The sequence below is a fragment of the Bacteroidota bacterium genome (assembly GCA_018698135.1).
Lineage (GTDB): Bacteria > Bacteroidota > Bacteroidia > CAILMK01 > JAAYUY01 > JABINZ01.
Genome location: JABINZ010000221.1, coordinates 21,696 through 35,383, shown reverse-complemented (window position 1 = coordinate 35,383; position 13,688 = coordinate 21,696). Strand labels below are relative to the sequence as shown.

Here is a 13,688-nt window from a genome sequence, read left to right as displayed (position 1 = left end):
GTAATTATTTAAATTTGTTTGACAATCAATGAAAACTATTTACCTATTTTGAGAGTGTCAATATTAAGAATAATTCCAGAAAGGAGAAAATCTCAGTACGAAAGTCCGAAAAAAATATGAATAAACTTAATTATTATGTTTGTTATAATTCGATTAATAGTGTTTTTATAATATTTATTATTTTTGGCATAATAATGACCTAAAAGAATGAAAAATCAAAAATAAAGAATGAAAATAAAATGGGAGATTTAGACAAATACACAGAAAAAGGAATGGAGTTATTAATGACATATGCTCCAAAATTTATTTTAGCCATAATTACATTACTTATTGGCTTATGGATTATAAAGCACTTTATTAAAATACTAGGGAAAACTTTCAAAGAAAAGAAACTGGACGAATCACTTAGTCCATTCTTATTATCCTTGATTGGTGTAGTATTTAGAATTTTACTCATTATTAGTGTAGCTTCAATGATCGGTATTCAGATGGCTTCATTTATTGCCATTCTTGCAGCAGCTGGCTTGGCAATTGGATTGGCCTTATCTGGAACTTTACAAAACTTTGCAGGAGGTGTGGTTATCTTACTTTTGAAACCCTTTAAAGTTGGCGATTATATTGAGTCACAAGGTGAAGGTGGTGTTGTAAAAGAAATACAGATCTTTAGTACATTACTTGAAACATTTGATGGTCGAACTATAATACTTCCTAACTCACCGGTATCAACTGGAACTATTGTGAACAAAACAACCAAGCCTCAAAGACGTGTTGATCTGACTGTTGGTATTGGCTATAATGATGATATTGACAAAACACGTGAAGTATTAGCAAAATTAGCTGATGAAGATACTCGAGTTTTAAAAGATCCAATGTATGATATTCTTGTTTCTGAAATGGCTGATAGCTCAGTAAACTTTGCCTTCAGAATTTGGGTTAATAGTGCAGATTATTGGGCAGTATATTTTGATATGACTGAGAAGGTGAAGAAAGCTTTAGATGCGAATAAGATATCAATTCCTTATCCTCAAATGGATGTTCACGTCCAGAAATAATTAAAATCAAACAGATGAAAAAAGTTATATTGTTAATTATGACCTTGTTTTGCTTTAGTTTAATGCAAGCTCAAGATGCAGTTGATTCAACAAAAAACTGGAAAAAAGGTGGTTCAGGATCATTAATGGTAAATCAGTTAACCTTAACCAATTGGGCTGCAGGAGGTGAAAATTCAATTTCTGTTAATGGCATGTTTAACCTATTCGCCAATTATAAGAAAGACCGCACGAGCTGGGATAATACATTGGATATTGCTTATGGATTAATCAAACAAGGTGAAACCGATTTGCGAAAAGCAGACGACCGAATTGAATTAACATCTAAATATGGACAATATGCTTTTAAACATTGGTATTATAGTGGTTTTTTGAGTTTTAAAACTCAAATGAATGACGGCTTTAAATATCCTAACGACTCCGTACGTATTTCCTCTTTGTTTGCTCCTGCCTATCTGACTGCGGCAATTGGTATGGATTTCAAACCAAACGACAACTTTAGCTTATTAATTTCTCCATTAACTGGGAAAACAACTTTCGTTATGGCACAGGAATTAGCTGATGCAGGAAAATTCGGTGTTACTCCTGCAGTTCTAGATGTTGGAGGTAATATCATAACTCCAGGACAAACTATAAGATTTGAATTTGGTGCTTATGTAAAATTCATCTACAAGAAAGATCTGGGTAAAAATATTAACCTTCTTACTAAACTGGATTTGTTTACAAATTATTTGGAAAATCCTGAAAAAGTAGACGTGAACTGGGAAGTATTAATGGCCATGAAAATCAACAAATACATTTCTGTGAATATCAATACCCTACTAATTTGGGATCAGGATGTTTTATTTGATATTGAAAATAGCACGGATAAAGAACCTAGAGTGCAGTTCAAGGAATTATTTGGAGTCGGATTTTCCTATAAGTTTTAATTAAGCCTTAAATTATCTATACTAGAAATTAGTGTAGAAGGATACAATTCTATACTCTTTAGACAAGATGATGTAAGGTTTGAATTTTATAACCTTCTAACTGTTTTGAAATTATTTCTATTTCATAAACAGCATCAATCGCTTATCATTCAATCAGGTCTGAATAGAAATTCCTAAATTTGCATCCTTAAAAATTGATATATTTAATCCTTTATTGAATTAAAATGAAAAGTTATAATCTTCAAGCGATCTCTCCCATTGATGGACGCTATGCACCAAAGGTGAGTGAACTATCAACCTACTTTTCTGAATATGCCTTAATTCGATATCGGGTTTTTATTGAGATTGAGTATTTCATTGCTCTATGCAATTTCTTAGATGAATTGGAAGCATTTGATAAAAAGAACTTTGCTTCCCTTCGAAATATTCATCAAAATTTTACTATTGATGATGCTATCAAGGTCAAGGAAATTGAAGCAATTACCAATCATGATGTGAAGGCAGTTGAGTATTTTATCAAAGAGAAATTTGAAGAAAACGGCTGGGAAAAACACAAGGAGTTCATTCACTTTGGATTAACCTCTCAGGATATCAATAATACAGCTGGTCCACTGATGTTAATGGATGCATTATTTAATGTTTACTTACCTGAGCTTACTAACCTGACTCATATTTTACAAGATTTAGCCCTTGAATGGCAACACATTCCAATGCTAGCTAAAACACATGGTCAACCTGCCAGCCCTACCCTTTTAGGAAAAGAAATTAAAGTATTTGTAGAACGTATAGAGGAACAATTAAAACTCTTATCACATATACCGATTCAAGGTAAATTTGGTGGAGCTACTGGTAATTTTAATGCACATTATGCCGCCTATCCAGATTCTGACTGGATTGCTTTTGCCAGTATGTTTTTGGATAAAATTGGATTAGAACGTCAAAAATTTACTACGCAAATTGAGCATTACGATAACATGGCAGCCATGTTTGACATCATGAAGCGAATCAATACCATTTTGCTGGACTTGTCAAAAGATATGTGGACCTATGTGTCGATGGATTATTTCAAGCAGAAAATTAAAGAAGGAGAAGTAGGCTCTTCAGCTATGCCTCACAAAGTAAATCCAATAGATTTTGAGAATGCAGAAGGAAATTTTGGAATAGCAAACGCTGCATTTGAGCATTTGAGTTCAAAACTGCCCATATCTCGATTACAACGTGATTTAACAGATTCTACAGTAACAAGAAATATAGGTGTTCCTTTTGCCCACACCTTGCTTTCTTTAAAATCATTGAAAAAAGGATTTGGAAAATTAGAACTTAATAAAGACAAATTACACTCCGATTTAGAAGATAATTGGGTGGTGGTTTCTGAAGCTATCCAAACTATTTTAAGAAAGGTTTCTTATCCAAATCCATATGAAGCCTTGAAAAAACTGACCAGGAAAAATAAAAAAATTGGCAAAGATGAATTACACGAATTTATCGATGGATTAGCGCTTGACGAGGAATTGAAATCGTATATGAAACGAATCAGTCCGCATAATTATACGGGAAAAGTGCCTGATTTTTCGAAATTACCGAATCCAGATAAAGTGTAAAGCGCTCAGAACCATTGACATTTAAATGGTTTGAGTTATAAAACAATTCATTGTTAGAATTGAAAATTGATTTGGCATCTATATATTCAACCTCACTATAGTTTGCTAGAATTTGCTTCAATAAATCGCTATACGTTGATTTAGTTTCTTCTGTTAATGCACTTTGATAATACTGACTTACTGGTGCATCTACCAAAAACACCTGTATGCTTTTTTCGAGTGATAATTCAATAATCTCTTTTAGGTAGTGAGTTAATCCTTCTTCAAGTTCTGAATTGTAAAGTTTAAGTCCGCGGCTGCTTGTTGTCATTGCATCCTGCTCTAATTCTTCATCATTCATAATTGTCCAAGTCGCGCGATAACCTGTTGACATAAGCATTTGATCAAATTCGCTTTGTAAGGGCACTTCCAATTGCTCAGAAAAAGGGTGTGGGTTTATGGGTGGAAATCCACTCAGCAAATATTTCATAAACTTGGCTCTGTAAATCCAAAAAATTGAATGATTTAGCAGATACAAATAGGATACTCCGTTTTGTGGCTTAATCTTTAATTCTTTATGATAATCCCTCACATAGTACATGGATGTTTTGCTTTCATCATATCCAAAAGAGAAATAATCAACACCTATAATAAGCGTTTTCAGTTTGGGTAATTCGTTTAAATAATGATTAAATACAGCATGATCATAATATAAATCTTGTGCACTGAAAGCTAAATTAAATGCTTTTTGACTTAAATATTGTGGGTTGATTCCTTTTTCTAAATGGGAATTGCCAATGATCAAAATTTCTACACTATCCTTTACTCTTTCCAAAGACCTGAATTTCAAATACAAATCAGTTTCAGTCCGAAAAACCCTCCTCGACCAAATTTCCAAACAAGTAAAAAGCATAATAATTATGCCTGAAAAAATCAATATTCGTTTAAAAAAAAGTGCCATTAAAATTGAAAATAAATAAAAGCAACATCGCCAAAATAACCAACAACAAATATAAATGCAATTAATAAGTAATAAAATGACCACCTAATGATGCGTGGATGGTTTTCAAACAAGCTTTCAATTTGCTTGTTCTTAAGAACAATTTCTATAATTATCATGAGTACAAGAGCAACAACACCCCCTATTACATAAAATATTTTATCTAATTCGGGAATTGAATAATTATCCCATGCACTAAATAATTTCTGAATAATAAAAAAAGCATCAGAAGTGCTATTTGCTCTGAAAAATATCCAAGCAAAAGAAACCAAAACAAAAGTCAGGATTAGGGAAATAGCCCTTAAGCCTTTCGATTTTTTCTTTATTCCAACCGACTTGAAAAACTTTTTCCGTGCTTTTTTGCTATAAAAATCAAGCAAAAGGTAAAGCGCATGAAGAATTCCCCAAATGACAAATGTCCAATTTGCACCATGCCATAATCCGGTTAATGCAAAAGTAATCAAAACTGCTCCTGTATAAATTAGACTAGTTGATTTGAAATATCCATAGGATTCTTGTTTCAATCGATTTGAGAATTTCCATGCTAAGGGTAAAAACAAATAATCCCTTAGCCAGCTGGAGAGCGATATATGCCACCTATTCCAAAACTCAGAAATTGATTTAGCAAAAAATGGTGTTTTGAAATTGATCATGAGCTTTACACCCATGATGCGGGCAATTCCTATAGCAATATCTGAATAACCGGAAAAGTCGCAATAGATTTGAAATCCAAATAAAACGCTTGCCAAAACAAATTGAAAACCACCATACAATTCAGGTTGGTTGTATATTTCATTAACAAAAATGCCCAGATTATCGGCTATAACTACCTTTTTGAAAAACCCCCACAAAATCAGTTTCAAGCCTGCAGAAATTCGGGGATAGTCAAAAGTCGCATCCAACTTATTCAGTTGTGGTAACAATTTTTTTGATCTTTCAATGGGGCCAGCAACCAATTGGGGGAAAAAGGAAATGAAAAGGGCAAAACGCCCAAAATGCCTTTCTGCTTGTTGGTTCCCACGGTACACATCAATGGAATAACCAATTGCCTGAAACGTATAAAAAGATATCCCAACTGGTAATAATATTTTCAAGCTTGGCGATTGGAAATTTGCACCAAAAAGACTAGTAAACCCGACCAGTGAATCAGCAAAGAAATTGAAATATTTGAAGAAAAATAAAATCCCAAGGTTAACAAAAATGCTAATCCATATATACTTTTTTCTTTTCGTCTTTTCTGCAGTTTTCGACATCAAAAGAGCCGAATAATAAACAGTGATTGTACTTATAAGTAATAATATGGCATAGGAGGGTTTCCAAAACATATAGAAAACATAAGATGCCACTAAGAGCAAAAGCCACCTATGTTTTTTGGGAAGAGTAAAAAACAAGAAATTCAATACAAGAAAAAAAACTAGGAAATGGAAGGAATTAAACAACATAGGTTTTCACAATGGAACTAATGCAGTGGAATGAAATCACATATATTCAAAATCACAATAATCCCTAAATAAGAGGATCTGGAACCTATCTACTCTCCGTTTTTTTTGTCAGCAGCAATAATAGCCTTTGCTGGTATTGAAACTGGTAAATCTTCCTTTAAGCGATTTTCAATCGATTCTAATATTTTTGGATCCTGCAGATTTTTCTTGATTGTTGAGATGGTTAAATCAGGTTCATAAAGTGCCTCAATTTCACCATCCAGTTCAGGTAATTGGATATAATTTCCTAATTCTCTGTAAATACCTACCAAATTCTCGGCATCAAACTCTGTTTCGTCAAATCTCTCATTTTTACCAATCATAAAGTATAATAGTGGCGTTATATCATGCCCTTTGATGTAACTAACCATGTTTTCCTGACTAAAGACAACTTCAGTGTTTTCATTTAAACGAAAAGCTCCAGTTTTCGTTTTAATATCATTATCTAAAAGTTCATCATAATCGTTTAATGCATCAAATTCAGAAGAAAAAACTTCTACTTTATCCGACTTACGAATTCCTGTAATATAGAATAAATGATAGTTTGCTTCAACATCCTTATTAACCTGACGCATAAATTTTCGAGTCACATCATTCTTATCTGCTAAACTACATGAATTGTAAAGCGGTAAAAATTGCTGTTTATCAAGTTTGGTTTGAACTTCCTGACTATTGGTAATAGACCATGTCAAAAATTTAAAATCTTTATCACCAAAAAACTGTTCTCTTTGGGTATATCCAGGAAATACCACTTCAGTAAATACCTCATCTGTTTCTTCTGGAATTTTACGAACCAATTTTCCTGAAAGATTATGAAAAGGTGCTGTAGCATTTTTTGATATAAAATCACTTACCTCATTACTGTTTTGCTCAAGCTCTTCGATTGGTAATTTAATGCTTGGATCAAAAACAAATACATCGGAATAAGTATCTGATTGTACGTCATATAAAAAAAACATTCCAACCAAGTTGGCATTTTTAACAGCAAATCCTTCCACAGCATCACCGCTGCTTTCTAAATCCTTCACAATGTTAAAATAGGATTTATTTGGACGATAAATCTTGATTTCTTCAAAAGTAGTTGTCAATTTAGCACCTAGCTCCTTAACATAAAATCGTTGAACGGCAGTTCGACTTCCTCCATCAAATTTTCCATAAATAATTAAAACGTGATTATTGGGTAATCCTTTTTTACTTACCTGAAGCTTGCGTCCCTCTCCCATTTTTCGCTTATAAGCAGTAATATTGAGTTGCTCACTCAGTTGGACAATTTCGTCATCCGAATAAATATTATCCTTTGAGGGTATGGATCCCATCCAAATAGTTAATGGCAAATTGTTTTCATTTACCAAACTGATGGAAACATCCTTGGCTTCAGATCCAAGAATTGCTAACAAACATATGAGTAAGAAAGCTATTTTTTTCATGATTGCAGACTTTGATTTATAATCAAATATACATGATTTTTTTTCTTTGAAATTACCTACAGACAAATGAAAAAAAATCATGTAAAAGCGAAGCGATTCCGGCTGAGAATATAAATTTCGTATTTTCTTTGAACAAAAATTATGTTTTTTACAGGAGAAATAGAATTCATTTATCGCGATTCATTTCTGTAATCTCAGCATTAATCAAAATATAAGTTTTTGTAAATCTAAAAAGATGTAATTGCTGTTTTAATAATTGTTTAATTGTAACCAGAGGTCATGAAATCAATATGTTTTATTTCACTAGTTATGAACTGTATAAAACAAATGAGTGCATCCAAATTAAATAGTATTAATTTTGTATTTCAAATGTTCTGTGATAGAACATCGCAAATTAAATTATTACATGAAATTTTCTGAATTTAATCTTGAGGAACCTCTCTTGGAAGCCATTTCTTATATGGGCTTTGATACAGCCACACCTATTCAGGAGAAAGCCATTCCCTTGATTTTAGAAAACAGCGATTTAATAGCATGCGCACAAACTGGTACAGGAAAAACAGTTGCTTTCGTATTACCAATACTCAATAAACTAAGTGGTCAGAATAACAATACAACCAATACATTAATCATCGTACCAACACGAGAATTAGCAGTACAAATTGAACAACAAATACAAGGGCTCTCCTATTTTATCCCAGTAGGTTCAATTGCCGTATATGGCGGTGGAGATGGAAAAGATTGGGTTATAGAGCAAGATGCTTTACAAAATGGGACAGACATTATTGTTGCCACTCCAGGACGTTTGTTGTCGCACTTACAATCAGGAAATGCCAAATTTGATAATCTGAAGCATTTGGTCTTGGATGAGGCCGATCGGATGTTTGATATGGGTTTCATTGATGATATCCAAAAAATCATTATGCATTTGCCAAAAGACAGACAGACTTTGATGTTTAGCGCAACTATGCCTAACAATATTCGGCAATTAGCAAAAAAGATTTTACGTAATCCACTTGAAATATCATTGGCCATTTCAAAACCTGCTGAAGGAATAGATCATAAGGCTTATGTTTGTTATGATGAACAAAAAGTAGCCCTTTTAACACAATTAATTGTTGAACGTAAGCATTTCGACAGCATTATTATATTTACGTCCACCAAAAGCATGGTGAATGAAATCGTCAGATCATTGAATAGAGCTAAACTTGCTGCAAAAGGTATTTCATCAAATTTAGATCAAGCTAGCAGAGAGAGTGTACTCCGAGGATTTATGGCCAAACAAATTCGGATATTAGTAGCTACTGATGTAATGAGTCGTGGAATAGATGTGAAGGAGATTAATTTGGTTGTTAACTTTGATGTTCCTCATGATGCAGAAGATTATGTGCACCGAGTTGGACGAACGGCCAGAGTAAATGCAAAAGGAGAGGCATTAACACTTGTAAATCCGAAGGATATGCACAAGTTTAGAAGAATTGAACAATTGATTGAATACGCTATTCCAAAGCTTGAACTTCCAGCTGATATTGGTCCTGGACCGATTTGGGAAGACCGAAAACCAAAATCAACCTCCAAAAGGAATTACTACAAAAAGAAGAAGAGCTACAGAGGTAAAAATTGAGGCTTTTTGCAAATTTGGGTTTGATTATTATCAACTATCAGAATGACCCAGCACATATCATACAGAAATAACTAAATTACAGCAATTTACAACCACAATTGAGAGTGCTATAAACAAAATAAATTTGCACTTACAAGCAAGCTCGATTCAAATATGTTGTATATTTGAGAAAACAATTTAAGATGAAAGTCATGATTACTCGACTTGCCTTTTGTACATTCTTCTTATTATATTTCTCTATCAATCATGCTCAATCTATATTTCAGAAAAAATATGGAGGAGGTGCAGATGAACAACCACGATCACTTGCAGTAACGGAGGATAATGGATATGCGATTGTTGGTTATTCGACAAGTTTTGGTCAGGGAGAAATGGATATCATGCTTTCAAAATTTGATAGCTCAGGAAATATATTATGGTCAAAAACTTATGGAGGTGAGAGCGATGATGATCCAAAGTCATTGATTAACACTTCAGATGGTGGATTTTTGATCGGAGGACATACAAAAAGCTTTGGTGTTGGAGATTATGATATATATGTGATCAAAACAGACCATATGGGTGATGTGATATGGCAAAAAACCTTTGGTACAACAGCTGAAGACCTGAATTGGTATGTATTGGAAACAAGCGATCATAATTACATCATTTTAGGAGATAGCAGGTATTATAATTCAGGATTAAAAGACATTGCTGTGATTCAGATAGATAGTGATGGTAAACTCATGTGGACAAAACTTTTTTCAGCTCATCAGAATGATTGGGGAGATATGATAATTGAGAGTAATGACGGCAACTATTTTATTGTTGGAGCAACTTATTCTTTTGGAGCTGGAAAGCATGATATCCTTTTAATAAAAATGAGTTCATCTGGTAATATTTTGTGGGCAAAGGTTTATGGAGGAAATGCTCATGAATATGCTTATTGTATTATTCAGGAGGCAAATGGAGATTTATTAATTGGCGGAATGACTTCCTCGTTTGGGGCAGGTATGGCTGATAACTTATTGATTAAAACAGACAATAATGGAGTCGAAATCTGGACAAAAGCCTTTGGAGGTAACAAAGATGACATAATCGGGTCTTTATTTCAAACTTCTTTTTCTGGTTATTACCTGGGAGGTTTTACAGAAAGTTTCGGTGCAGGTAATCGGGATTTATACTTGGCTAAATTTAACATGAGTGGTTCACTCGACTGGTTTACAACCTATGGAAGTTTGGATGAAGAGGGAACTCAGATAAACAATACACAATTATTGTCCAGCAACCGAATTATCATATCTGGCTATACAAATTCTTTAGCTCAATTTATGCGAACAGCAGATTATGAGTATTATGTTGTGAAAACAAATCTTTCAGGAAATTCTGGCTGCAACCAAAAAAACTTCAATCCCCAAATATATAACCCTTCTATTTCAACATACAATGCAACCTCATCTATTGCAACAACAGTTCCTATATGGCAAAGTGTTTCAGCTGGGGAAAGTGATGATGCAACACCAGAAGAAATTCAGTTGTGTTTTACATCTATTCAAAATTTTGAAATTCCAAAGCAATTTATTCGAATTATCAACAATCCTTGTCGTGATATTTTAAAGATCGAAATGCCAAACAGCAGAAATATTGAATATGAAATTTTAGTGAATGATTTTATTGGGAGAACCATTTACAAAATGACTAATTACGAAGAACAACAAATAGATGTGTCTAATTTACGTCCTGGGATATACTTTCTGCATTTTCACTCATCAGAGGGCACACAAATTCTGAAGTTCGAAAGGCAGTAAATGGATATAAATATGCATGTATAATATCCAATGTTCCATTAAAAATCAATTCTGATTATTGAACAAGGAAGTCTTTTACAAATTATAGTCCCAAATCCTTCAAAACATTTTTGATTTTATCATCAAGCAGCTTATTCACCTTATCATAATCTTTTTTGTGATCTAAGTTTTCTTTAACACTCACATAAAACTTAATCTTAGGTTCGGTACCTGATGGACGAACAGAAATTTTGCTTCCATCTTCAGTTATGTATTGAAGAACATTACTTTGAGGCAAATCAATTTGTTTGTCCATTCCATTCAATAGATTTTTCTCAATCAATGCCTCATAGTCTTTGATAATACTAACTTTTGATCCTGCGATTACTTTGGGAGGATTTTTTCTAAAATTATTCATCATGGCTACTATTTCTTCGGCACCCGATTTTCCTTCTTTCACAATATTCACCAATCCTTCTTTGTAGAAGCCATATTCCAAATAAACATCCATCAATTTATCAAACAAACTTTTCCCTTCTAATGCAGATACAGCAGCCATTTCAGCGATTATTAAAGCAGCAGAAACAGAATCTTTATCGCGAACAAAGTCACCTATCATGTAACCAAAGCTTTCTTCCAATCCAACAATAAAGTTTTCTTGGCCTTCCTGCTTTCTAACAATATCAGCTATCCACTTAAAACCAGTTAATACATCATATTGTTTAACGTCATAGCTATCTGAAATTTCTTTCAATAACTCGGAAGTAACAATTGTTTTTACAGTGATTTCATTACCCCTTAGCTTATTTTGTTTTTTTAGACTTTCCAGCATGTATTTGACCAATATGGCTCCTGTTTGATTTCCATTTAGTAAAACATAAGCTCCATTGCTATCCTTAACAGCAATACCAATCCTGTCGGCATCCGGATCATTGGCCATAACAATATCTGCATCCACTTCTTTGGCCTTCTTTATAGCCATTTCCAAGGCAGCTGGTTCTTCGGGATTTGGAGATTTTGCAGTTGGGAAATTTCCATCAGGAACCATCTGTTCTTCAACAACTACCGTATTTGTATAACCTAAGTCAATTAAAAACTGTGGTGTTAAAACGCCTCCAGTTCCATGCAGTGGAGTGAAAACAATTTTCACCTTTTCTTTTCCTTCTACATTTGGATTTAAAGCCTGGGCAGCAACTTCAGCCAAATAAGCTACATCTATATCCTTTCCAATAGAATAGATTAAATCTGCATTTCCTTCTGATTTAACCTCATTTATACTATTGATGGCAAGTACCTCGTCAATCACATTTTGATCATGAGGATTTACCAATTGAGCTCCATCATCCCAGTAAACTTTATAACCATTATAGTCTTTTGGATTGTGAGAAGCTGTTATAACAATACCACTCTGACAGCCTAAATGTCTGACCGCATATGACAATTCAGGAGTTGGTCGCATACCATCAAATAAATATACTTTGATTCCGTTACCAGATAAAACATTAGCTGTTGTATCAGCAAACAAATGATTGTTAATCCTGCAATCATATGCAATAGCAACGGCAATTTCCTGATTTGGAAACATTTTTAACAAATAATTGGCTAAACCCTGTGTTGCCATCCCTACTGTATACACATTCATTCGGTTGGTTCCGGGGCCCATTTTTCCACGCATCCCTCCTGTTCCAAATTCAAGATTTTTGTAGAATGAATCTATTATTTCATTTGGATTAGTTGTTAATTGTTGGCGAATGCTTTGTTTGGTTTCATCATCATAACTACCACTTAACCAGATATCAACCTGATCCATTATTTGTTTATCGATTGCACTCATTTATTTAATATTCTTAAGATTATTAATACATTTTTTCAAACTATCTCGCCAATAAGGGATTTGCATTGAATAGGTGCTCTTTAGACTTGTTTTGTCTAATACACTATATTTCGGCCTGACCGCTGGCGTTGGAAACTCTACTGAAGGTATCGGTTGAATTTCACATTCTATGTCAGCTATTTCTACAATCGCTTTGGCAAAATCATACCACGATATCACTCCTTCATTTGTGAAATGAAATATTCCCCTGCTAAAACAAGGGGTACTTATAACATCACAAATTGCTTTGGCTAAATCAAGTGCATAAGTAGGTGTTCCAATCTGATCGTAAACAACTTTCAGTTTGCCTAACTCAGCTCCTTTATTCATAATCGTTTTAACAAAATTATGTCCATATTCTGAATAAAGCCAGGCCGTACGAAAGATGACAAAATCATCTAACTTATCAACAATGGTCTTTTCTCCTGCTAATTTTGATTTCCCATAGGCTGAAACCGGCTCGGTGGCATCTTCTTCGATATAAGGCTGATTCTTTTGTCCATCAAAAACGAAATCAGTTGATATATGAATCAAGGTTGTTTCATACTCCTTACAAGCGTTCGCCAACATCCTGCAAGCCTCCACATTCAGTTGCTTGGCCAACTCTATTTCTGTCTCGGCTTTGTCGACAGCAGTATATGCTGCACAATTTATCAGGTAACTTGGTCGTTTATCATGAAAGAACTGGTTTATTTGATCCTGATTGGTGATATCAAGTTGACCTACATCCGTAAAAATAAAGTCAAAATTCGGATATTGATTTGCAATTACTTTGATGGATCTACCCAACTGTCCATCTGAACCAGTTACTAAAATTAATGACATGAATCGTTATTTACACAAAATCAAAGGATGCTAATTTGAACCGCTAATTTAGCTAGATTACTTAGTTCATCAAATTCTATGTGAATATGTGAATAAAATAAAAGAAAGCCCTTTAGCATTCCCATTAATTTTGA

General features: G+C 33.7%; 10 protein-coding genes. 5 read left to right on the top strand and 5 right to left on the bottom strand.

All coding sequences use genetic code 11. The features are described 5' to 3' along the window. Window positions 1–239 precede the first annotated feature (239 nt). The 3 genes from HOG71_14205 to purB all read left to right on the top strand — a co-directional run bounded on the left by HOG71_14205 (window position 240) and on the right by purB (window position 3,579). On the top strand, window positions 240–1,052 hold the full coding sequence (locus HOG71_14205) for a mechanosensitive ion channel (GenBank protein MBT5992000.1): 813 nt from the start codon (window positions 240–242) through the stop codon (window positions 1,050–1,052). A gap of 14 nt (window positions 1,053–1,066) precedes the next feature. Then, complete coding sequence (locus HOG71_14200; GenBank protein MBT5991999.1) at window positions 1,067–1,978, top strand: DUF3078 domain-containing protein; 912 nt, start codon at window positions 1,067–1,069, stop codon at window positions 1,976–1,978. 224 nt (window positions 1,979–2,202) lie between these two features. Beyond that, window positions 2,203–3,579, top strand: a complete 1,377-nt coding sequence (purB, locus tag HOG71_14195) for an adenylosuccinate lyase (protein ID MBT5991998.1) — start codon at window positions 2,203–2,205, stop codon at window positions 3,577–3,579. On the opposite strand, the gene HOG71_14190 is transcribed toward purB, so the two are convergent. The 3 genes from HOG71_14190 to HOG71_14180 form a co-directional block, all read right to left on the bottom strand. Then, window positions 3,512–4,393, bottom strand: coding sequence for a hypothetical protein (locus tag HOG71_14190; GenBank protein ID MBT5991997.1), 882 nt, complete (start codon window positions 4,391–4,393; stop codon window positions 3,512–3,514). The two genes, purB and HOG71_14190, sit on opposite strands and share 68 nt — an antisense overlap. 125 nt (window positions 4,394–4,518) lie before the next feature. Then, on the bottom strand, window positions 4,519–5,883 hold the full coding sequence (locus tag HOG71_14185; GenBank protein ID MBT5991996.1) for an MBOAT family protein: 1,365 nt from the start codon (window positions 5,881–5,883) through the stop codon (window positions 4,519–4,521). Window positions 5,884–6,089: 206 nt separating this feature from the next. Continuing rightward, window positions 6,090–7,466, bottom strand: coding sequence for a hypothetical protein (locus tag HOG71_14180; GenBank protein MBT5991995.1), 1,377 nt, complete (start codon window positions 7,464–7,466; stop codon window positions 6,090–6,092). 406 nt (window positions 7,467–7,872) lie between these two features. On the opposite strand from HOG71_14180, the gene HOG71_14175 reads away from it, so the two are divergent. Together HOG71_14175 and HOG71_14170 are read left to right on the top strand one after the other, a co-directional pair. Then, a complete protein-coding gene (locus tag HOG71_14175; GenBank protein ID MBT5991994.1) occupies window positions 7,873–9,090 on the top strand; it encodes a DEAD/DEAH box helicase in 1,218 nt (405 codons plus the stop codon). 182 nt (window positions 9,091–9,272) lie between these two features. Beyond that, on the top strand, window positions 9,273–10,877 hold the full coding sequence (locus HOG71_14170; protein MBT5991993.1) for a T9SS type A sorting domain-containing protein: 1,605 nt from the start codon (window positions 9,273–9,275) through the stop codon (window positions 10,875–10,877). Window positions 10,878–10,959: 82 nt separating this feature from the next. On the opposite strand, the gene HOG71_14165 is transcribed toward HOG71_14170, so the two are convergent. Both HOG71_14165 and rfbD read right to left on the bottom strand, forming a co-directional pair. Then, window positions 10,960–12,690, bottom strand: a complete 1,731-nt coding sequence (locus tag HOG71_14165) for a phospho-sugar mutase (GenBank protein MBT5991992.1) — start codon at window positions 12,688–12,690, stop codon at window positions 10,960–10,962. Beyond that, a complete protein-coding gene (gene rfbD, locus HOG71_14160) occupies window positions 12,691–13,554 on the bottom strand; it encodes a dTDP-4-dehydrorhamnose reductase (protein ID MBT5991991.1) in 864 nt (287 codons plus the stop codon). Window positions 13,555–13,688: the final 134 nt, after the last annotated feature.

Coding starts and splice junctions, on each gene's coding strand:
- rfbD (MBT5991991.1), bottom strand. CDS start 13,554: ATGTCATTAATTTTAGTAACTGGTTCAGATGGACAGTTGGGTAGATCC.
- HOG71_14200 (MBT5991999.1), top strand. CDS start 1,067: ATGAAAAAAGTTATATTGTTAATTATGACCTTGTTTTGCTTTAGTTTA.
- HOG71_14205 (MBT5992000.1), top strand. CDS start 240: ATGGGAGATTTAGACAAATACACAGAAAAAGGAATGGAGTTATTAATG.
- HOG71_14175 (MBT5991994.1), top strand. CDS start 7,873: ATGAAATTTTCTGAATTTAATCTTGAGGAACCTCTCTTGGAAGCCATT.
- HOG71_14185 (MBT5991996.1), bottom strand. CDS start 5,883: ATGTTTTGGAAACCCTCCTATGCCATATTATTACTTATAAGTACAATC.
- HOG71_14165 (MBT5991992.1), bottom strand. CDS start 12,690: ATGAGTGCAATCGATAAACAAATAATGGATCAGGTTGATATCTGGTTA.
- HOG71_14170 (MBT5991993.1), top strand. CDS start 9,273: ATGAAAGTCATGATTACTCGACTTGCCTTTTGTACATTCTTCTTATTA.
- HOG71_14180 (MBT5991995.1), bottom strand. CDS start 7,466: ATGAAAAAAATAGCTTTCTTACTCATATGTTTGTTAGCAATTCTTGGA.
- purB (MBT5991998.1), top strand. CDS start 2,203: ATGAAAAGTTATAATCTTCAAGCGATCTCTCCCATTGATGGACGCTAT.